The organism is Microtetraspora sp. NBRC 16547, assembly GCF_030268965.1.
In the GTDB taxonomy this organism is placed as follows: domain Bacteria; phylum Actinomycetota; class Actinomycetes; order Streptosporangiales; family Streptosporangiaceae; genus Microtetraspora.
This window is the reverse complement of record NZ_BSSE01000001.1, coordinates 485,020-506,057: the sequence shown is the minus strand read 5'-3', so window position 1 is coordinate 506,057 and position 21,038 is coordinate 485,020. Positions and strand designations below refer to the sequence as shown.

13 protein-coding genes are annotated in these 21,038 nt (G+C 70.2%); 8 read left to right on the top strand and 5 right to left on the bottom strand.

Features of this window, described 5'->3' with window-relative positions; all coding sequences use genetic code 11:
* Nucleotides 1–185 precede the first annotated feature (185 nt).
* Both QSK17_RS02200 and QSK17_RS02195 read left to right on the top strand, forming a co-directional pair.
* Nucleotides 186–1,544 (top strand): hypothetical protein, encoded by a 1,359-nt coding sequence (locus QSK17_RS02200; protein WP_285702628.1) that lies wholly within the window; start codon nucleotides 186–188, stop codon nucleotides 1,542–1,544.
* Between the two features lie 14 nt (nucleotides 1,545–1,558).
* Entirely contained in the window at nucleotides 1,559–2,629 is a 1,071-nt protein-coding gene (locus tag QSK17_RS02195) for a class F sortase (protein ID WP_285702627.1), read from the top strand.
* A 263-nt stretch (nucleotides 2,630–2,892) separates the two neighbouring features.
* On the opposite strand, the gene QSK17_RS02190 is transcribed toward QSK17_RS02195, so the two are convergent.
* Complete coding sequence (locus tag QSK17_RS02190) at nucleotides 2,893–4,299, bottom strand: DUF2079 domain-containing protein (protein WP_285702626.1); 1,407 nt, start codon at nucleotides 4,297–4,299, stop codon at nucleotides 2,893–2,895.
* A gap of 528 nt (nucleotides 4,300–4,827) precedes the next feature.
* On the opposite strand from QSK17_RS02190, the gene QSK17_RS02185 reads away from it, so the two are divergent.
* From QSK17_RS02185 to QSK17_RS02175, 3 genes are all read left to right on the top strand, one after another.
* The gene (locus QSK17_RS02185) at nucleotides 4,828–5,733 is read left to right on the top strand and encodes a hypothetical protein (RefSeq protein WP_285702625.1); all 906 of its coding nucleotides are present in this window, start codon (nucleotides 4,828–4,830) and stop codon (nucleotides 5,731–5,733) included.
* Nucleotides 5,734–5,835: 102 nt separating this feature from the next.
* Entirely contained in the window at nucleotides 5,836–6,624 is a 789-nt protein-coding gene (locus QSK17_RS02180) for a class F sortase (protein ID WP_285702624.1), read from the top strand.
* A gap of 250 nt (nucleotides 6,625–6,874) precedes the next feature.
* Nucleotides 6,875–8,020: an acetyl-CoA C-acetyltransferase gene (locus tag QSK17_RS02175; protein ID WP_285702623.1), complete on the top strand. Its 1,146-nt coding sequence runs from the start codon at nucleotides 6,875–6,877 to the stop codon at nucleotides 8,018–8,020.
* A gap of 139 nt (nucleotides 8,021–8,159) precedes the next feature.
* On the opposite strand, the gene QSK17_RS02170 is transcribed toward QSK17_RS02175, so the two are convergent.
* The 3 genes from QSK17_RS02170 to QSK17_RS02160 form a co-directional block, all read right to left on the bottom strand.
* Nucleotides 8,160–11,816: an NPCBM/NEW2 domain-containing protein gene (locus QSK17_RS02170; protein ID WP_285702622.1), complete on the bottom strand. Its 3,657-nt coding sequence runs from the start codon at nucleotides 11,814–11,816 to the stop codon at nucleotides 8,160–8,162.
* Nucleotides 11,817–12,018: 202 nt separating this feature from the next.
* Entirely contained in the window at nucleotides 12,019–13,890 is a 1,872-nt protein-coding gene (locus QSK17_RS02165) for an acyl-CoA dehydrogenase family protein (protein WP_285702621.1), read from the bottom strand.
* A gap of 135 nt (nucleotides 13,891–14,025) precedes the next feature.
* Complete coding sequence (locus QSK17_RS02160; protein ID WP_285702620.1) at nucleotides 14,026–14,757, bottom strand: class I SAM-dependent methyltransferase; 732 nt, start codon at nucleotides 14,755–14,757, stop codon at nucleotides 14,026–14,028.
* Between the two features lie 177 nt (nucleotides 14,758–14,934).
* Here QSK17_RS02160 and QSK17_RS02155 point away from each other — a divergent pair, with 177 nt between their 5' ends.
* The 3 genes from QSK17_RS02155 (at nucleotide 14,935) to QSK17_RS02145 (ending at nucleotide 19,933) form a co-directional block, all read left to right on the top strand.
* Nucleotides 14,935–16,221, top strand: a complete 1,287-nt coding sequence (locus tag QSK17_RS02155; protein ID WP_285702619.1) for a LuxR C-terminal-related transcriptional regulator — start codon at nucleotides 14,935–14,937, stop codon at nucleotides 16,219–16,221.
* Complete coding sequence (locus tag QSK17_RS02150; RefSeq protein ID WP_285702618.1) at nucleotides 16,218–18,452, top strand: ATP-binding protein; 2,235 nt, start codon at nucleotides 16,218–16,220, stop codon at nucleotides 18,450–18,452. Before QSK17_RS02155 ends, QSK17_RS02150 begins: the two co-directional genes overlap by 4 nt.
* A gap of 344 nt (nucleotides 18,453–18,796) precedes the next feature.
* On the top strand, nucleotides 18,797–19,933 hold the full coding sequence (locus QSK17_RS02145; RefSeq protein ID WP_285702617.1) for an ATP-binding protein: 1,137 nt from the start codon (nucleotides 18,797–18,799) through the stop codon (nucleotides 19,931–19,933).
* A gap of 17 nt (nucleotides 19,934–19,950) precedes the next feature.
* Here QSK17_RS02145 and QSK17_RS02140 read toward each other — a convergent pair whose 3' ends face one another.
* Complete coding sequence (locus QSK17_RS02140; protein WP_285702616.1) at nucleotides 19,951–20,976, bottom strand: adenosine deaminase; 1,026 nt, start codon at nucleotides 20,974–20,976, stop codon at nucleotides 19,951–19,953.
* Nucleotides 20,977–21,038 lie beyond the last annotated feature (62 nt).

The window sequence follows — 21,038 nt, the reverse complement described above, 5'->3', positions numbered from 1 at the left end:
GATCAAGTGCGCTGTCCGGTAGAACACTGGATTACAAGTCCGCCACCTTTCGGGTCTTCGGCCCCCTTGGGAACAGTTGAAACCCATAAGATCTACCTTCGGTTTGCTATGGGCTGGCTGAAGTGCCGCCTTTGTGATCGGAGCGTGTGGTGGCGAAGTCACGATCGGGTCGTCGACGAGCGGCGATGGCCCTTGTTTTGGGCGGGCTGGGCTGCGCGCTCCTCTCAAATCCCGGATCGGCTGCTGCGGAAGCCGTCGAAGTCGATCTTGACTACGTCTGTACGGATGGCGTCGCCCCCACGCCGGTAAATCTGAATGTCACGCTGACCCTGCAGACCGCTCTGACGGCTGGACAGGCACTCGACATCAAGTGGGGCATCAAGTACAAGGACCAGACGCGATTTCTGTCGCCTGGTCTGTTCGAGCCCGGCGCGCGCGTTGACGCGACCGGCGTGGTCGGCATCGGCGGGCTCTGGAGCGGTGAGCTGAAGTCGCTCGGCTCGCAGGATCAAGCGCTGCTTCCCAAGGGAGATGGGCTCGCCCTCCCCGAGCTGATCTCCGGTGCCGTGGCCACGACGAAACCCGGCACGATCGAGATCAAGCCTGGTCGGCTCTTCGTCGACTTCACCCCGTCCGCATCCGATGTCACCGTCAACGACGATGATCCAGCGGTCCACTATGACGGCAACTGGACGGACTACAACAACCGTGACACGAAGTTCCACGATGTCGACAGGGACGTCCACGCAACCGAGACGCAAGGCGCGCGAGTCGACTTCGTGTTCACCGGGACGGGTGTCGACTTCATTTCCGAGCAGGATAGCCGCGCGGGTGAGGTCGGATTCTCCCTCGGTTCGCAGGCGGGCATCCCCGCCACCGCGGACGCTTCCAAGGGGCGGGACGGCAAGCCAGTGGTGGTCCAAAACCAGGGCAACTACACGCTCTGGGGCATGCGCGGCCTGCCGTACGGACAGCACACGCTGACCGTGGAAAACCTCGAAAACAAGTGGGCGATGGTGGACGCCTTCCGGGTTGTCACGGAACCCCCTGCGGATCCGCCGGAGCAGTTCCGCGCGACCTGTGAGCCAGTGCGCAAGCCCACGGCTATTCGTGTTGTCGTGGGGAGCCCGGCACAAAGCCCCTCATCCGGTCCCTCGGGCGGCGTGTCTCCGTCGGGCGACCCCTCGTCGGATCCGTCGAAGTCGCAGACCCCGGGCGCGGGGAAGAGTTCGTCTCCGCCTGTGACGGGCAACGGGGCTTCCGCCAGTCCGTCGGAGAGCAAGCTGACGAGTGTGATCGTTCTCGGCAGTCCGACGCCGACGGCGACGACGACGATCACGTTGTCCGCCCCGCCGGCCTCGCCGCAGGTGAAGGTCACGCCGAAGGGCGGAGCCCGGACCGGAGAGGCCCCGGAGACATCGCATACCTCTGCGGCGCTGCTCATCGGCTCAGGCGGCGCGATGGTGTTCGGCGGCGTATTCAGCGGGATCGCACTCCTGCGCAGACGGGCGGCGCACGTCAATGACCGGTCGCGGACGGTTTGAGGGGACTGACGGCGATGAACACGACTCCTGACGCGCACGACGAGAAGCCTCAGGCCGACAGCGGCCCCGCCGGTACGGCGAAGCCCGAGGACGCCTCCACTCCCGCCGATGCCGGACAGCTCCCCGCCGGACAGGCCTCCGCGGGCCAGGCCCCCGCCGGACAGGCCGCGTCCGGCGCGGCCGTTCCGGGCGCTCCTACTCCGATCGCTCCGGCCGTTCCGGGCGCTTCCACTCCGGGCGCTTCTACTCCGGGCGCTTCCACTCCGGGCGCTCCGGTCGTGAAGACGCGCAAGCCGCTGCCGCAGCCTGTGCTGGCGACGCTGCTGGTGGGCGGCTCGTTCGGCGGCATCGCGGCCATCATGGCGGGTTTTCTGGCCGTGCTGTCGCCCGCTCAGGAGGACGTGCAGGACGCGCGACCGGTCCCGGGCGAACAGGTTGTGGCGCTCCAGGGCGCGGGGACGTTCCTGCCGCCGACCGTGGGCCCCGGCGGGCCCGGCACGCCCCTGACCGCCGCCGCGCCGACCGCGCCTCCGCCACTTCCGGCGCTCCAGCCGTTGCCGCCCCTGACGGTCACGACGGTCCCGGCGTCATCATCCTCGACCAAGGTCAAGAAGACGGCGTCGGCGAAGCCGGTCAGGATCCGCATTCCGGCCATCGGCGTTTCCGCCACGCTCGGCTCGATCGGCGTGCAGAAGTCGGGCGAGATCGGGACGCCGCCGCTGAGCCGTCCCAAGATCGCGGCATGGTACCGGCTCGGACCGGCGCCCGGTGAGCTGGGACCGGCTGTGATCCTCGGCCACGTGAACACCCGCACCGGCGCGGCGGTCTTCAACCGGCTCCACGAGCTCCGTCGCGGCAACAAGATCGAGATTCGCCGCGCCGACGGCCAGAGCGCGATCTTCACGGTGGACGGTATCGAGCAGGTGGGCAAGTCGGCCTTCCCGACGCAGCGGGTCTACGGCAACGTTTCCACCGCTGCGCTCCGACTTGTCACCTGTGGCGGCGTCTACAACGCGAAGAACCACAGCTACACGGACAACATCGTGGTGTACGCGACCATGACCGACACCCGGAACGCGAAATAGCGGTTGGCGGCTCGGTTCCACCGCCGCCCGCGCCGAGTCCTCCGTCGGTGGAACTACCGCCGCGGCGATCGCCGGTCCGAGGGCGGTCCTTCTCGGCAGCCGGACGGCGGTGGTCCTTTGCCGGCGGCTGGGCCTCTTCCGTGTCGGCGAGCCGTCATCGGTGTTCCGATCATGGACCTCGCAGCTACGGGCGGCGCCGGTGCTGCGGGTGTCGGTGAAAGTCGTCTCTGTGGCGAACCAGGGTTGGTTCTCGCAGGCGCGGGTCAGCCACGGTGCAACACCACATAGCCGTCGCTTTTGAAGACGACCTCGTAGCCGAGGCCGATCAGCTCGTCCACTCGCTCCTGCTGCCGCCCCGTGGAGCCCCACGGGAAAGCGGGCCGTACGGCGTCGGCCACGATCCATGCGGCCTTGGGGGGCTTGTCCTCCCACAGCAGGACCGTCGTCCGGGCGGACAGGTGCGGTCCGACGTGGTTGACGGCCTCGACGACCACCCCAGAGGGAACGGCCGCGACCGCTTGCTCCGCCGCGACCACGTCGGGGTGCTTTTCGTAGAAGTCGGGCCTGATGAGCTGGTCGAAGGGGAACCGGGGCACCAGCGTGAGCGCGATCGCGCAGGCGCCCGCCGCCCACATCAGTGACGCGGTCCGTTCGCTGAGGCCGGGCTGGAGTCGCCGTGACCAGCGGATCAGTCTGGAGGCCCCGTCGACCCCCGCGCACAGCAGAACGATCACCGTGAAGGCGCTGTGATGGAAGTCGGTGACCCACCAGTGCAGGCGGTCCGACAGCATGCGCTCCAGGAGGTGCGGCAGGGCCATCAGCATCAGCGGGGAGAACAGGCAGGTCAGCAGGGCGGGCCAAAGCAGGAACGCCAGCGTGTCGACCTTGATCTCAGGGCTGAACAGGGTGCCGAGGATGCTGAGCGGATCGGTGAGCGCCTTGACGGCCACGGCCGACACGCTGTCGCCGAGCTGACCGTAGGCCCAGTACATGCCGGGGTCGCCGCCGACGGACGGGATGAAGATGCTGCGGGCCAAGCCGGTGTAGAGCATCCCGATGCCCATGTACAAGATCCCGGTGTAGCGCTGCCCCCGTAGTGCGACGTATCCGCCGAAACCGATGACCATGAGCCCCATGTCCTCTTTGACCAGGAGCAGTGCCACTGCGGCAAGCGCGGTGGCTGTGTATCTGCCCGCGCTGAACCGTTCGATCATGAGGGCGGTGAGCAGTGGGGCGAAGGCGACCTCGTGGAAGTCGAAGTTCATCGCCTGGGCGACGGGCCAGGAGACGGCGTAGGCGACGACGACGAGATAGGCGGAGCCGGTGCCGAGCATGCGCCGGGTGAACAGCCACAGGGGCGGTATCGCCAGCGCGAACAGAACGGCCTGGGCCACGATGAGGGTCTCAGGTCCGTCATGCAGCCAGTACAGCGGGGCCAGGACCGCCAGGATGGGGGAGAAGTGCTCGCCCAGTTGGACGAAATCCATGCCCCGGTCGAGCGTCGCTCCGCGCAGCGGGCTCGTCGGGGCGCTGAACGAGGCGAATCCCCGCACCGTCTGGTCGAACAGCGTCAAGTCCAAGCTGGTCGCCCGGTACAGGTTGAACCTGACCAGCCCCAGAAGGCAGTAGATGCCTGTGGCGGCGAGGACGACGGCCGTCAGGGCGATCACGTGCTGCGAGCGCGTTGCCGACGGGAGTGCCCTGGCGATAGCGCGTAGGGCTCCCGCCCGGAGGTGCCGCGAGGTTCCGGCTTCCTGCGCCGTGCGCTTCGTGGCGCTGGGCGGTAAGCCCATGTGTGATCCTCTCCCTGAGGCGCTCGATCCAGAAAGGTGCCGCGGGTGGAGCAGGCGGCGGTGATGCACAACGGTCGAGCCCGACGGCACCCGTTCTGCGAGGCCGACCAAAGCTAGCACCCCGGATATCGGCTTCGATCAGTTGCCGCATCCCGACTTCTACCGGCGCGACGCGCGGTGGTTCAGCAGGGGTATCGGGTGGTTTTCGATCGTGAGGGATACGTCGTCCTGCGCCGGACCGGTCAGTGAACCGTGGTACCGGATGGCTTTCTTGACTCTGTTTCGCTACATATGAGGCAATTCCCAGGCAGAGTTCATAAGATCTCTACCTAACTGAGACGCAAGACCGGGATCCTGGTACGTCTGGTAAAGCCCCGCCCGAAACCGACCACAGGAGTGAAGGAAGTGCTGAAGTCAAAGGCACGGCGTCGTATCGCCACGAAGGCCGCCGCCGGAGCAGCCAGCGCAGCCGTCCTGATCGGAGCCTTCTCGGCCGTCGGGGCCCTCGCGGACAGCCAGTCCGTGACGTACAGCTGCACGCCTTATGTGGAGAACACGGCGGGAACCCCTGTCCCCCATGACTTCTCCGTGAACCTGCAGGCCGCGGTGGCGACCGCGACCGTCGGAACACAGTTCACGGCCACGCTGAGTATCACGGCGGCCACCCCATCGACCTTCGTGGCGCCGGACGTGATCCCGTCGGGTGCGTGGATTCAGGTGCACCCCTCGGTCGTGGCGTCGGTGAGCCCGGACACCGCGACGGCGGCGATGTCCACACCGTCCCCTTCTACGTCGTCGGTAACGGCGGAGATAACGAAGGGCGCGACCCTCCCACCGCTGCCTGCGGCGACGCTGACCATCACCCCGTCCGCCGGTGCCACCTCCATCGTCCTCACCGCCAAGGACTTCAAGCTGAACGTACTGAAGGCTGGCGAAGCGGGCGGTGCGGCTTCGCCCCAGGAGCTCTACAACTGCACGGTCGCGACGGAGGGTGCCAAGACGGTGCCGGCCATGGCGACCATTCCGGTGACGACCCCCGCGGCGTCCTCGTCGCCGTCATCGTCTCCGACGGCGTCGGACAGCCCGACGCCGCTTCCGACGCATACGGTCTACAAGACCGTGACGGCGAAGCCGTCCAAGGACAAGGACACCCAGGTCACCAAGACCCCGGGAGGCGGCGCCGCGACCGGAGGAGGCGCGGACGCGGGACCGGACGGACGGATGTTCGTGCTCACGGGAACGGCCCTGGTCCTCGCGGCGGCCATCGGCGGGTTGATGATGCGGGCCCGGCGCCGTACCGCGCAGCAGTGAGGCGCGGCAGTGACCACGCCGCCGCCGGGGCAGTATCCGCCAGGCCAGCCGGGACAGCCCTACGGCTCGCCCGTCCCTCCGCAGCCGGTGTATGGCCAGCCGGTGTTCCACGCTGGCCCGGTCGTGTACCCGCAGGCGTACCAGGAGCCCGAGCCGCAACCGCAGGGGGGCGGCACGCCGGCCATCCGCGCGGTGCTGATCCTGGCCGCGATCGCGGGCGTGGTCACCGTGGTCATCGGTGTGTTCTTCATCCTCGGCTCGCCTGGCGAGTACACGCCTCCGCCCCGGCAGGCCCTCAAGATCAACTCGGGTGAGCTGGCACCCACGGTCGGCCCGGGGGGTACGGACCAGCCGTTGACGCAGGCCGCCGCCACCGCGCCTCCGCCCGTGCCGACGCTTCCTCCGGCTTCGCCGATGCAGCCGTCCACGCCGCGGCGGCTGATCGTCCCCAAGCTCGGGATCAGCGCGCCGATCAAGTCCGTGGGCACGGACAAGAGCGGCGCCATCGAGACGCCGCCGATCAGCAACCACAACCTCGTCGGCTGGTACCGCGGCGGTCCCACGGCGGGCCAGCCCGGCCCCGCGGTGATGCTGGGGCACAAGGACACCATGACGCGCAGCGCCGTCTTCACCCGTCTGCACGAGCTCCAGAACGGCGACACGATCGAGGTCGTACGGATGGACGGCACAGTGGCGATCTTCACGGTCGGTGGCGTCGAGCAGGCGAACAAGCAGACCTTCCCGACCGAGCGGGTCTACGGCGAGCGGGACAACGCCGAGCTGCGGCTGATCACCTGCGGCGGGACGTACAACCGGAGCACGGGCCACTACGTGGACAACGTGATCGTGTACGCCACCATGACCGGCACTCGCCTCGCGGCGGAGAACTGAGCGCCCGCGGCGATGGCGATTCGGCGAGGGCGATTCACCGGAGGCGACGAGACCGCCGCGCTGAGACGCGGACCCGTCCGTCGCTGAACCGCCTGGATCTCCAGGACGAACGTGTTCCGGGCCGCCGAATTCGGGTTGTGCCGCTCCGGGTATGGCTCCGGTTAACTCTCATATGGGGACGAGCGCGGACGAACGTTCTGTTGTAGCCTCCTGATAACCGAACAATGCTCGGTTTTCTGTGGGAGGCACTGTGGCAGAGGCGTACATCGTCGGGGCGGTCCGCACCCCGGTCGGCAAGAAGAAGGGTGGGCTGTCGACGGTCCACCCCACCGACCTGGCCGCGCACACGCTCCAGGCGCTGGTCGAGCGGACCGGCGTCGACCCGTCCGCCGTCGACGACGTGATCATGGGCTGCGTGATGCAGTTCGGTCCCCAGTCGATGGACATCGCACGCAACGCCTGGCTGTCGGCCGGTCTGCCGGAGAACGTTGCCGGAGTCACCATCGACCGGCAGTGCGGCTCGTCGCAGCAGGCGATCCACTTCGCCGCGCAGGGCATCCTGTCGGGCACGCAGGACCTGGTCGTCGCCGCTGGTGTCGAGTCGATGTCGATCGTGCCCATGGGGTCGAGCATCACCGCCGCGCTGGAGAAGGGCATGCCGTTCCCCTTCGGCGACAAATGGGTCGAGCGGTACGGCAACCAGGAGATCTCGCAGTTCCGCGGCGCGGAGCTGATGTGCGAGAAGTGGGACCTGAGCCGCGATGAGCTGGAGCGGTTCGCCTACGAGAGCCACCAGCGGGCCGCGAAGGCGATCGCCAACGGTTACTTCAAGGACCAGATCGCCCCGGTCAACGGTGTCGAGAACGACGAGGGCCCCCGCCCGGACACCACCCTGGAGAAGATGGCCGAGCTCAAGACCCTGCGCGAGGGCGGCAGGATTACCGCGGCGACCTCGTCGCAGATCTCGGACGGCTCCGGCGCGGTGCTGATCGCGTCCGAGCAGGCGGTACGCGAGCACGGCCTGGTGCCCCGCGCCCGGATCGTCACCCTCACGCTCACCGGGGACGACCCCGTCTACATGCTGACCGCGCCGATCCCGGCAACCAGGAAGGCGCTCGCGAAGGCCGGCCTGAGCATCGACGACATCGACGTCATCGAGATCAACGAGGCGTTCGCCCCGGTGCCGCTCGCGTGGCTCAAGGAGATCGGCGCCGACCCCGCCAGGACCAACCCGAACGGCGGCGCCATCGCGCTCGGCCACCCTCTCGGCGGCACCGGCGCGATCCTGATGACGAAGCTGCTGCACGAGCTGGAGCGCACCGGCGGCCGATACGGCCTGCAGACGATGTGCGAAGGCGGCGGCCAGGCCAACGTGACGATCATCGAGCGTCTTTGAGGGCGAGCGCGTCCGACCGTGTAGAGACTTCGGCGGGCGGTCCGTCCGGGGAGTCGGCGGACTTCCCCGGCCGGCCGCCCGTCGAGGTCTCCGGTGGGAACCGTCGGCCCGGGCGGGGAGACCGCCCGGGCCGACGGCGTCACGGTGCGCAGACGAACTTCGCGTCGGCCCAGTCGGCGTGGTCGGCGCCATTGCCGTCCCCGGAGTCGTTGACCTCCAGGTCCACGATCCTGGCCCCGGTCACGTCCACGTCCAGCGTCTCCGGCGGAGTGGTGCCGGTAAGCCGTCCCGAGGTGTGCGCGACCTTGTCGTCGGCGATGACCTTGAACGTCACGGAGCCGTTGCCGCGGGTCTCGTCGTCCACGCCCACGACCGCGGTGAATCGGGTGCAGGCCTTGCCGAGGTGGTAGGTCACCTTGGAGTAGGCGTGCACGCCCAGCCCCTTGGCGTACGTCGTTCCAGCCAGGCTGATGATCCCGCCGTCACCGGCGCCGGCCTCGCCGTTCGACCGGTCCTTCTCCACCGGGCCCCAGCCGTTGACGGACTCGAGCGGGGTCAGGTCCGAGGCGTACACCGTGCCCTTGGGGGCCGGCGGCAGCGGCTTGTCGCCCAGAGCCATGGCGAAGATGTGGATGGCCCCGGCGTCCGGCAGCTTGACCGCGATCACCTCCTTATCCGGATTTATCCGGATCGAGTTGAAGAAGATCCGGTAGTCCGTGGTCGGATATTGGTTCGGACCGGCCGTGGTGTTCTTGCCCTTCACGGAGAAGGCCACCTTCGCCCCGAACGTGTCGGTCGCCGCGCAGCACCAGTTCGGGAAGCCGAGCGTGCCGGTGTCCGTACTGCCGTCGGCGTAGACCACGGTCACCGGGCGCGAGGTGTTCCCGGTCTCGGTGCCGAGGAACGCCAGCCCGCTGCTCTTGCCCGACAGGGCGATGGTCTGCCCTCCCGCGACCACGTTGTCCGACGTGCCCGGAGCCGACGAAGGCCAGGTGAACTCCACGCCCTCCACCGTCTGCTTGGAGCTCGGGGTGACCCCGATCGCGGCCAGTTTCTGCGCCGAGAAGCTCGATCCGCCGCCGTCGAGGTTCCCCGCGCCCGTGTTCGCGTCGTCGGAGATGCCGACGTTGTTGAACGCCGTCGCCAGCGAGCCGTACGGCACCTCGGTGGCGAACGCCGCCGAGGTCTCGTACCTGTCCGCATGAGCGGTATAGGAGGCGGACGCCGTCAGCGTGACCGGTCCGGGCACGGCCTTCTCGGGTACGGCGAGCCGTACCTTCGCGGTCGCGGTCGCGCCGGGCTCGATCTTCTGGGCCTTCCACGGGGCCACCGCGGCCCAGCCCTCGGGCGCCGCGACGGTGAGCTCAACGTTCTTCACCGGCACCTCGGCGCCGTTGGCGACGGTGAACGCCACCTCGGCCTCCTGGCCCGGCAGGATCATCCGCGGCGCCGACGCGGTGAGGGTGACGCCGGTGTCGGATGGGTGCCGCCCGCCCACCGCCGACGCGCCCGCCAGCTTGACCGCGATCTCCTCGCCGGTCGGCACGGCCGCGGTGCGGATCCGGGACACCCCGTTCTCGTGGTACCAGCCGGTCGCGCCGCCGGTGTAGGCGTCCTTGCCGACCTCTTCGGCGAGCGCGCCGCCCACGTGCACGCTGCCCGGCTTCTTCTCGCCGTGCACGACCAGCTCGTACGGCCGGGCCGCGGCCTTGCCGTCGTAGTCGCCGGCGAGCGCCCCGATCGTCACGGTCACCTCGCCGCGCCCACGCTCCGGAGCGGTCACGGTGAACTTCTGGGTGGCCGAGCGGCCCTGGGCGTACTGCCGGGTCACTCCGTCGTCCTCGTACAGCTCGAACGTGGAGTTCCCCTGGGGGTAGACGTCGAGCGTGACCGGGTCACCGGGCTTGACGTCGGCGTGGTTGTTGATCCCGTCCTTCCACATCGGCACGATCGCACCGCCGCGGACGAACAGCGGGAGCCGGTCGAGCGGCGCGTGGTACCCGTCGACCATGGTCGGGCCCTCGTAGGTCCGCCCGGTCCAGTAATCCACCCAGGTGCCCTTCGGCAGGTAGATCCCGTCGCGCACCTCGCCGGCGGTGTAGACCGGGGCGACCAGGAAGTCCTTCCCGGCCAGGAACTGGTAGCGGGCCGCGTCGCCCCAGGTGTTGGCGTCCTCGGGGTACTCCAGCACCAGCGGACGGGCGATCGGCGCCCCTGTCCGGTGCGCCTGCGCCGCATAGGTGTAGAAGTACGGCAGCAGCCGCTCGCGCAGCCGCAGGTAGTCGCGGTTGATCGAGGTGTACGGCTCGCCGCGCGCCCACGGCTGCTTGTCCTTGCCCGCCCAGCCCGACATGGACATCAGCGCCGGGGTGAACACCTTCCACTGCAGGTCGCGCACGTAGGAGGCGTCCGAGCCGCCGAAGATGCCGTCGATGTCGCCGGCGGTGTACGCGATACCCGACATGCCGGACCCGGCGAGCGCCGGGATCTGCCAGCGGATGGAGTCCAGGGTGCCGGAGTGGTCGCCGGTCCACTGCACCGCGCAGCGCTGCGCCCCGGCCCAGCCCTCGACCATCCACACGTAGCCGCGGGCGTCGGAGTTCTTCTCGATGCCCTGGTGTGCGTCCTCGCAGGCGGTCAGCGCGTGCCGGTAGCCCGGGCCGACCCAGGCCACGTCCAGCTTGCGCACCCGGACGCCGGCCTGCTTGACCTCGTACTCCTGGTTGGTCAGCGCCGCCTGGGTCCACAGGCCGAGTTGGATGTTCCGGTCCCGCAGTTCGTCGCCGACCCAGGGCAGCTTGTCGTAGCCGCAGCCGTAGCCGTCGTTCACCAGCATCCAGCCGCGCGGCATGTCGTGGTCCACGTAGCCCTGCGCCACCTTGACGGCGTCCTCGGGCTTGCGTTCACCCCGGTTGGCGTTGTGCAGGTAGCAGTCGGCGTCGCCCATCTCCAGGCCGTAGATCGGCGGCATGAACGGCCGGCCGGTCAGCTCGGTGTACCGGTCGATCGGCGTGTACAGGTCGGTCGGCTTCGGCGAGACGAAGTAGTACGCGTCGAAGCGCTGCTCCTTCTGGGTGGTGGTGACCTGCTCGCCGAAGGAGTAGGCGCCGGCCGTGAACGTGTTGCGCAGCGCGCCGTACCCGGCCGTCGTCAGGTAGAACGGCGAGGAGTTGGGGTAACCGCCGTCCTCCCAGTTGTAGTTGGCCCCCACGTTGATCGTCTGGTCGCGGTGCGAGAAGCGGCCGTTCTGCATGCCGCCGCCGAAGAACTGTTCGGCGCCGCCCCGGGCCAGGGTCTGTGTGGTGCCGCTCGCGTTCCAGGAGAGCGGCCTGCTCTCCTTCCAGACGAGGCTGCCGTCGGCCCGCCGTACCTCGAAGAGCGCCGGGGCCTTGCCCACCCGGACGGTGATGTCGCCGGTGGCCACCTCATAGCCGTCGTCGGTCTCCCTGGCCGTGGTCGTGGGCGCCGGGAAGTCGTTCTTGACCACGATGGTGGCGTTCGGCTGTTTCGGATCGGACGGGGGAGTGCCGGCCGGGTCCGCGAAGTTTCCGTCCGGGGCCATCCAGATCCGGAACTCGTCGTTCTTGAGGAAGGCGAGTCTGACCTTCGCCCCACCCTCCGTCTCGATCGTGTAGGTGGCTTCGTCGGTCTTGGCGAAGGACGTCACCGTGCCGAGGCTGCTGTCCGCCGCGGCCTCCGCGCTGTGCGGCAGCCCGGCCAGGACGGCGGCGGCCAGCATGCTGACCAGCGCCCCGATCCTGGCGGTAGGCGTGAGCCGATGCGCGATTCTGCGCATAACTACTCCATTTCGCTCTAATTTGAGCTTATGGAGATCGGTATAGCGCAGAAAACGTCATACGTCACTACTTGTCCCATCCGCTGGACAGAGAGGGGCCTCCCGCTGTGGCACGCCAAGGGCCGCCCCGCGTCGCCGGGGCGGCCCTCATGTGGTCGAGCGGTTCCCACGAGTTCCCCGTGGGATCTCACGAGTTCGTGCGCTAGGGAATGGTGCGATGGACGTCCTTCGCGGTCGCCTTACCCGGAGTGGCCGACGCGATCCACGGACCGTCCGACGAGGGGTCGAGGACGCCCTCCTCGATGAACGCGTAGCGGCCGGCGAGGATCCGGCGCGCGAGCCGCACGTCAGCGGTGTCGGAGTTGACCCACAATCGCGCGAACAGCCCGTCCGCGCGGAGCCGTGCCTGCCGGCAGAACGTGTCCGCGATCTCCAGTACTTGCCCGTGCCGGGCGGCGTCCTCCTGGGCGCGCACGCAGACCGCGGTGATCGCGAACAGTTCCGCGCCGATGTCGACGATCCGGGACAGGAAGCCCTGGCGGTGCTCCAGCCTCCCCTGCCAGCGCGACATGCCGTAGAAGGTGGACCGGGCGAGCTTGCGGCTGGTCCGCTCGACGTAGCGCAGGTGGTGGGCCAGCGGCCCGAACTCGGCGTAGGCGGTCGGCAGCTGGCCGGCTCCCGCCACCAGGCCGGGCAGCCAGCGGGCGTAGAACGCGCCCGCCCTGGTCGCCGCGCGGCCCTTGGCCCGCAGGTCGGCCTTCGGGTCAATGAGGTCCCCGGCGACCGAGAGGTGCGCGTCCACCGCCTCGCGGGCGATGAGCAGGTGCATGATCTCGGTGGAGCCCTCGAAGATGCGGTTGATCCGCAGATCCCGCAGCACCTGCTCGGCCGGCACGCCCCGCTCGCCGCGGGCCTGCAGTGACTCGGCCGTCTCGTAGCCGCGCCCGCCCCTGATCTGGACCAGCTCGTCCGCGACCTGCCAGGCCATCTCCGACCCGTACAGCTTGGCCAGGGCGGCCTCGATCCTGATGTCGTTGCGCTCGTCGTCGGCGAGGCGGCTGGCCAGATCGACCACGGCCTCCACGGCGTACGCGGTCGCGGTGATGAAGGAGATCTTGCTGCCCACGGCCGCGTGCTCGCCGATCGGGCGGCCCCACTGGACCCGCTCCGCGCCCCATTCTCGGGCGATCTTCGCGGCCCACTTGGCCGCTCCGGCGCAGGTGGCCGGGAGTGACAGGCGGCCGGTGTTGAGCGTCGTCAGGGCGATCTTCAGGCCCTGTCCCTCGCGGCCGATGAGATTCTCCGCCGGGACTCTGACCTTGTGGAAGCGGGTCACGCCGTTCTCGATGCCGCGCAGGCCCATGAACGCGTTCCGGTGCTCGACGGTGATTCCCGGGGAGTCGGCCTCGACGACGAAAGCGGAGATCCGGGTGCCCGTCCTCGCCATGACGACGAGCAGGTCGGCCACGACACCATTGGTCGTCCACAGCTTGACCCCGTCAAGGACGTACGCGTCACCGTCGCGTACGGCGGTCGTCGCCAGCCGGGCCGGGTCCGACCCCACATCCGGCTCCGTCAGGAGAAAGGCTGAAATCTCACCCTGGGCGCATCGCGGCAGGAAGCGCTGCTTCTGCTCCGGCGTCCCGAAGAGCCGGAGCGGCTGGGGCACGCCGATGGACTGGTGCGCGGACAGCAGCGCCGCCAGTGCGGCGGAGTAGGACGTGACCAGCATCAGCGCCCGGCAGTAGTACAGGTGGCTCAACCCGAGCCCGCCGTACTGCTCGTCGATCGTCATCCCGAACGCTCCGAGCGCGCGGAGCCCCTTGATCACCTCGTCGGGGATGACCGCGGAACGCTCGATGGCCGCGGGATCGACGCTGTCGCGCAGGAACGTGGTGAGCGTCTGGAGGAACCGCTCGCCCTTGCTCTTCTGCTGCTCGCTGAGCTGCGGCGCGGGATGGACGAGATCCAGCCGGAAGTCCCCGAGGAACAGCTGTTTGCCGAAGCTCGGACGGGCCCACTCCGTCTCGCGGGCCTGCTCGGCCACCTCGCGAGCCTTGGCGTATTCGGTCATCACGACCTCCTGAGGCAGTGGATGCCGTGGTGCTACCCGCGAGTAGCCCCAGAAACCCCCAGGAAACGGACAAGCCCGAGGCGGTGATGGACCGGAGTCGTCACGAAACGCCAGATGGTACGGCCGGCCGCCCCGCTAGCCGGGTACGCGCGCGACGCAGAAGACGGTCTGGCCGAAGGGAGGCCGGATGAACCGCTCGATGAACCGCGTGGCGGGGACGATGGTCCGGTCGTAGATCTTGACCAGCCGGGGATCGGGGTAGCCCACCCCGCCACGCCGTACGGCGGCCCACCAGGCGATGCCGCCCAGGAAGTTGATCGGCTTGAGCACCTGGGGCCGGAGCCCGGCGGCGACGACCGTCCTGCCCAGCGTCGAGGGGGTGTACCGGGTGACGTGGCCGACCTTGCGGTCGAAGTCGCCGTACAGCTGCATGTAACCGGGCACCCAGATGACGATCCGCCCGCCCGGCTTGGTGACCTTGGCCAGCGAGCGCAGCGCCTCGACATCCTCCTCGATGTGCTCCAGGACGTTCATCATGATCACGGTGTCGACGGGATCATCCAGCGGGATGTCCGTCGGCAGGCCGAACTGGAGGACCGAGATGTCGTCGCGCTGGGCGAAGCGGTTGTTGAGCTGCTCCACGCAGTAGGGGTCGAAGTCGCTCACCACGAGCCGGTCGAGCCGGGGGAGGAACTGCTCCGCGAAATGCCCGAGACCCGATCCGATCTCCAGCATCGAGTGACCCACGTGCGGCGCGACCATGTCGAATTCGTACTGCCGGTAGTTCTTGGCCTCGTCCCCACCGAGGTGGTTCTCCAGTGCCTCGTCCCCAGCCGCCGGCTGGACTACTCGGTCATACCCAGACATAAAATCCTCGCTCGCGTGCTGGCAGTGGCGCCGAGTCTAATGCCCCGCCTCGTACGGCGGATTCCCGTTCCCGTATGGCAACCGGTGAAACGCCCGTTCCCGTGCGCGATGCCGGGGTTACCATTCGTGAACCGGAGCGCCGGGTGCAGTGAAGTCCCCCCACGATTCGAGGCTGCGATGGAGCGACGCGATCTTCCGGCCTTCGTCGGCCGCCGGGCCGAGATTGCGCAGATCAGACGGCTGCTCGGCCGTTCGCGACTGGTGACCCTGACCGGGCTCTCCGGTGCCGGGAAGTCGCGGCTGGCGGAGGAGGCCGCGTGGATCATGCGCAAGGCCTTCGCCGACGGAGTCCACAGGGTGGACGTCTCCCAGGTGAGGGATCCGGGCACGCTCACGCGTACGGTCGCCTCCGGAGCGCAGGACGGTGCCGAAGTGAAGGCCAGTCCTGGAGCGGCGGCAAGTCCCGGATCGTACGCGCGGGACAGTCGGCTCCTGCTCGTCCTCGACGGGATCGAGCACCTCGCCAGTCCCTGCGCGGTGCTCGCGGAGTCGCTGCTCAGGAGCGTGCCCGGCCTGCGGATCCTCGCGACGGGGCGGCGCTCGCTCGGCGTCGTGGGCGAGCACCTGCTTCCCCTCGGCCCGCTGCCCTCCGCCGACGCCGTCAGCCTGCTCGCCCGGCGCGCTCCCGGCCGCGCGATCACGGACCTGCACCGGAAGGCCGCGCTCCGGCTGTGCGAGCGTCTCGGGCGGATGCCCCTCGCGATCGAGCTGGCCGCGGAACGGCTGCGCGCCACGCCGGAGCAGGCGATCGAGGAGCTGCTCGACGACCCGTTCCACGAGATGCCCGCCAGGAGGGCCGTGGACCGCGCCCTTGAGCTGTGCTCGCCCGCCGAGCGGCTCGTGTGGGCCGCCCTGGCCGCGTTCCCCGGCCCGTTCCGCCTCGCGGACGCCGAACAGTACGCCGAACGGCACGCCGAACGGGCCTGCCCGGACGGGCCGCCGCACGCCGAGATCCTCGACGCCCTCATCGGCCTGATCGACAAGTCGGTCCTGCTGCGCGAGGAGAGCGGCGGTGAGGTCCGGTTCCGCGTGCCGGAGGCCGTACGCGCCCACACCGCCAGGCGTCCGCGCGGCCCCGGAGCCATGGAGGCCGAACGCCTCGCCGAACCACGCGACCGCGCACTCGACGGGAACCGCGGTGTTCTCGGTTGGAGCGGGGCCGCCCGGCCCATGGGCGGCGTGCGCCGTCTGGACGATCTGGAGCGCCCGCGGGTGCTGACCCGGCGCGAGCACGAGGTCGCCGAACTGGTCGCGGACGGCCTGTCCAACCGCGAGGTGGCCGAGAAGCTGGTGATCTCCAAGCGCACCGCGGAGGCGCACATGGAGCACATCCTGGCCAAGCTCAACTTCTCCTCCCGCACCCAGGTCGCCGCCTGGGTCGCCCAGCGGCGCGGTGACCGTTGATCGGCAACCTGCCCGCCGAGCCGGCCAGTTTCGTCGGCCGCGCGGACGAGCGGGAGCACGTCGCGGGACTGCTGGGCCGTACCCGCCTGGTCACTCTCACCGGCGCCGGAGGAGTGGGCAAGAGCAGGCTCGCGCACCGCGTCGCGGCCGACGCGCACCGGCGGTTCCCCGACGGCGTCTGGCTGGTGGAGCTCTCCTCGCTCCGCGACCCGCGCGATCTCGCCCCACTGATCGCCGAGACGCTCGGCGGCCCCGGCTCCGGCGCCTCGCACAACGCCGGCGGTTCCGACGGGCCGGGCACCGGCGCGCTCGCCGAACACATCGGCGGCCGGCGGATGCTTCTCCTCCTCGACACCTGCGAGCACCTGCTGGGCGCGTGCGCCGAGCTGGTCGGCGGGCTGCTGGAGCGCTGCCCGGGGCTCCGCGTCCTGACCACAGGCAGGGAGCCCCTGGACGTGCCGGGCGAGCACGTCGTGACCGTTCTCCCGCTCGGGGACGACGCGGTGACGCTGTTCGCCGATCGGGCCGTGGCCACGGTGCCCGACTTCGTGGTCGACGGGACCAACCGTGACCAGGTCGTACGGCTCTGCGAGGGTCTCGACGGCGTCCCGCTCGCGATCGAGCTGGCCGCCACCCGGCTGCGCGCGCTGTCCGTCACGGACATCACGGCCCGGCTCCCTGACCGGTTCCGGCTGCTACGGCGACCCGATTGCGACACGGGGGAGAGCAGGCATCGGACGCTGCGCACCGCGATCGGTTGGAGCCACGAGCTGTGCGAACCCCGCGAGAGGCTGCTGTGGGCCCGGCTGTCGGTGTTCTCGCACGGCTTCGACCGCGAGACGGCCGAGGAGGTGTGCGCGGGGGGCGCGCTCTCGCGCGGTGATGTGTTCGCCCTGCTGGCCCGGCTCGTCGAGAAGTCCGTCCTGTCGCGCGAGGGCGACCGCTATCGCCTGCTGCACGCCGTTCGCGCCTACGGGGCGGAGCGCCTGCGGGAGCTGGGTGAGGAGGAGGCGGCGCGCGACCGTCACCGGGACGCCTACCTGCGGCTCGCCCGCAGGGCGGAGGCGGAGTGGGCGGGGCCGGCGCAGCTCGCGTGGGCCCGGCGGATGACCGAGGACCTGCCCAACTTCCTCGCCGCCCTCGACCACTCCCTCGCCGGGGATCCCCGGGCCGCGATCGAGCTCGCCGGGACGCTGTGGCCGCTCTGGATCGCCTGCGGAGGCCACCGCGAGGGCCGCCACTACCTCGAAAGGGCGCTCGCGGCGAGCGGACGGCCCACCCCCCACCGCGTCAAGGCCCTCTGGGCCGCCGCCTGGGTGGAGGCCCGGCACTTCGACGTAGGGCGGGCCCGCACTCGCATGGAGGAGTGCCGCCGCAGCCTGGGGACCGCCGTATGGGGGATCCACGCGGCGGCCGTGGTCGCGTTCGCCGCGGGCGACGACGAGAACGCGGTCCGGGGCTTCGACGCGGTGCTCGCCGCACGGGGAGGCGCCGGCCCGGTGTGGCTCCTCGGCCAGAGTCCCGCGTGCGTTCTCGGCCAGGCGGGCCTCTCCCTGGCCAGATCCGGCGGCGAGCGCGCCCGCGAGGTCCTGGACGACGCCATGTGGCGAAGCGCGCTCACCGGGGACTGCTGGAGCCGCTCCGTCGCGCACCAGGGCCTGGCCGTCCTCGGCTGGGAGAACGGCGACCTGGTCGGCGCCGAGGAGCAGAATCGGGAGTCGATCCGGCTCAGCCGGGACCTCGGCGACCTGGCCGGCGCGCTCGCCGGGTTCGAGCTCCAGTCCTGGATCGCCGCCGCCACCGGCAGGGGAGGGCTCGCCGCGACGCTGCTGGGAGCCGTTGAGGGCCTCGGCGGCTCGACCGGCATCCGGCTGGACGAGGCGCCCTACTGGGGAGCCCGCCACTCCACGTGCGCGGACATCGCGCGCGGCCTCGTCGGCGGACCCACGTTCCGTACGGCTTTCGCCGAGGGGGCCGCCCTCGACCTGGACGCCGTCTACCGCCGGGCGCTCGGGGATCCGCCGAAGGAGGGCGCCTGCCTCACCCCGAGGGAGTCACAGGTGGCCGAGCTGATCGCGGACGGGCTGTCGAACCGCGAGCTGGCGGAACGGCTCATGATCGCTGAGCGGACGGCCGACACCCACGTGGAGAACATCCTGGCCAAACTCCGCATGTCGTCCCGCGTGCAGATCGCAGCCTGGGTCGCGGTCCGCCGCTCCGCGCGGTCCTGACAGACCACACCCGGGCGGTGCGGTGGTCGCCGGCGCGCCGACCGGACGGTGTGGGGATGCCCGGCGCGCATCCGGCGCCACCGGCATCGGTCATCGTCCCGATGTCACGGATCGCATCCTTCTCGATACTTTTCGTATCCGGCCGGCCCGTTGAGGGGAAGCCGTCCGGTCGATGCCGCGCGGCGGGGGACGACGTCGCGGCAGGGTTCGGCGGCGGGGTTGGGCCGAGGGGGACCGTCTCGCCGCCGAACCTCCCACTCCGGAGGGGGATTGTTCATCGGGGTGGGGCAATCCTCCACCCAGAGTAGTCGTACGGTTACGCACTCATGATTGGCTGGGCGGCCATGCATGAGAGGGCGGATCTGGTGACCGACGCGCTGGGACGGCGAGGAAACCTGCCCGCGGAGACGAGTACCTTCCTGGGGCGGGACGCGGATCTCGCCGAGGTGGAGCGGCTCCTGCGGCAGGAATCCCTGGTCACGCTGACCGGCGTGGCGGGGGTGGGCAAGACCAGGCTCGCGCTGAAGGCGGCGGGACGGCTGCACGGCGGCGCCTGGCTGGCCGAACTGTCCGGGGAGCGCAACGGCGCCCTGCTGGCCCACACGATCGGCGCCGCGATCGGCCTGAGAGAGCAGGCGGCGCGCCCCCAGGGGGACGTCCTCGCCGAACACCTCGCCGACCGGCGGATGCTGCTGATCCTCGACACGTGCGAGCACCTCATCGGCCCCTGCCGGGCGCTGGTCGGCCAGATCCTGCGGGCCGCCCCCGGCGTGCGCGTCCTGGCGACCAGCAGGGAACCCCTGGGCCTCCCCGGCGAGCGCGTCCACGCCGTCCGGCCGCTCCCGGTGACCGAGGAGGACTGCGACGCCGTACGGCTGTTCCGTGAGCGGGCCCTCGCGGTGCGGCCCGGGTTCGAGTGCTCCGACGCCGTCGTACGGCTCTGCCGGCGGCTGGACGGCGTCCCCCTGGCGCTGGAACTCGCCGCCAGGCGGCTGCGCGCCCTGACGGCGGGCGAACTGCTCGACCGCATCGATGACCGGTTCTCGCTGCTCGCCGGCGGCGGCCGTACCGGCCGGCACCGGACGCTGCGCACGGCGGTGGGGTGGAGCCACGAGCTGTGCACCCCGGAGGAACGCCTGCTGTGGGCCAGGCTCTCGGTGTTCGGCGGGACGTTCGACGCCGAGGCCGCGGCGGACGTGTGCGCCGACGACCGCCTGGCGGGCGTGCCCTACCTCCTGGCCCGGCTCGCGGACAAGTCCGTGGTGATCCGGAACGGCCAGCGGTTCCGCATGCTCGGCATGATGCGGGACTACGGCAGGGAGTGGCTTCACGAGATCGGCGAGGATCGCGTTCTCGCGCACCGCCACCGAGAGCACTCACTCGCGCTACGACGCGGGATGCGCCACCCCAGGCGGCGCGACTCCGGCGATCCCGCGCGGCGGCCCGAGTCCAGCCGCCCGCATCCCGGCCCCGGACACTGAGCGGGCGCTCTCGACGGCTACTGCGGCTGGGTGAGCCAGACGTCGATCTCTCCGAGGAGCTCCTTCTTGAACGAGTCCGGAGCCATTGACGACCGGATCGACTGCCGGGCCACCTCGGCGACCTCCGCGTCCGTGAAGCCGTACACATCCCGCGCGAGCTCGTACTGCGGAAGCAGGCGGGCGCCGAACAGCAGCGGGTCGTCCGCGCCGAACGCGATCGGGACCCCCGCGTCGAACAGCTTCCGCACCGGCACGTTCTCCGGGTTCGCGGCCACGCCGAGTCCCACGTTCGACAGCGGGCACACCTCGCAGGCGATCTGCCGGTCGGCGAGGCGCTCGAGCAGACGGTCGTCCTCGGCCGCGCGGATGCCGTGCCCGATCCGGTCGGCGTCCAGGTCGTCGACGCACTCCGCGACGCTGGCCGCGCCCATCAGCTCCCCACCGTGAGGTACGGCCAGCAGCCCGGCCCGCTTGGCGATGCGGAACGCGGCGTCGAAGTCGCGGGCGCGGCCGCGACGCTCGTCGTTCGACAGGCCGAAGCCCACCACGCCCCGCCCCGCGTACTGCGCGGCCAGCCGGGCGAGCGTCCGCGCGTCGAGGGGATGCCGGGTGCGGTTCGCCGCCACGATCACCGCGATGCCCACGCCCGTCGAGCTCGCGGCCCGCGCCACGGCGTCGAGCGTCAACTCCAGCATCGAGGTCAGTCCGCCGAAACGGGCTGCGTACCCGGACGGGTCCACCTGGATCTCCAGCCAGCGCGAGCCCTCGGCGGCCTCGTCCTCCGCCGCTTCCCTGAGCAGGCGGTAGATGTCCTCGGGACGCCTGAGCACCGATCGCGCGATGTCGTACAGCCGCTGGAACCTGAACCAGCCGCGCTCGTCCGTCGCGCGCAGCTTCGGCGGCCAGTCCTGAACCAGCGCGTCAGGCAGGTGGACCCCATGCTCCCCGGCGAGCTCGATCAGCGTCGTATGCCGCATCGAGCCTGTGAAGTGCAGATGCAGGTGGGCTTTGGGGAGTTTGTCGAGTGAGCGCGGCATTTCCATATCCTGCCGCATCGTGTCTCAACCTCGTACGCCCTTCACGCGTTGTGGACGGGCGAAAGGGG

Coding starts and splice junctions, on each gene's coding strand:
- QSK17_RS02170 (WP_285702622.1), bottom strand. CDS start 11,816: ATGCGCAGAATCGCGCATCGGCTCACGCCTACCGCCAGGATCGGGGCG.
- QSK17_RS02200 (WP_285702628.1), top strand. CDS start 186: ATGGCCCTTGTTTTGGGCGGGCTGGGCTGCGCGCTCCTCTCAAATCCC.
- QSK17_RS02155 (WP_285702619.1), top strand. CDS start 14,935: ATGGAGCGACGCGATCTTCCGGCCTTCGTCGGCCGCCGGGCCGAGATT.
- QSK17_RS02165 (WP_285702621.1), bottom strand. CDS start 13,890: ATGACCGAATACGCCAAGGCTCGCGAGGTGGCCGAGCAGGCCCGCGAG.
- QSK17_RS02195 (WP_285702627.1), top strand. CDS start 1,559: ATGAACACGACTCCTGACGCGCACGACGAGAAGCCTCAGGCCGACAGC.
- QSK17_RS02140 (WP_285702616.1), bottom strand. CDS start 20,976: ATGGAAATGCCGCGCTCACTCGACAAACTCCCCAAAGCCCACCTGCAT.
- QSK17_RS02160 (WP_285702620.1), bottom strand. CDS start 14,757: ATGTCTGGGTATGACCGAGTAGTCCAGCCGGCGGCTGGGGACGAGGCA.
- QSK17_RS02145 (WP_285702617.1), top strand. CDS start 18,797: ATGCATGAGAGGGCGGATCTGGTGACCGACGCGCTGGGACGGCGAGGA.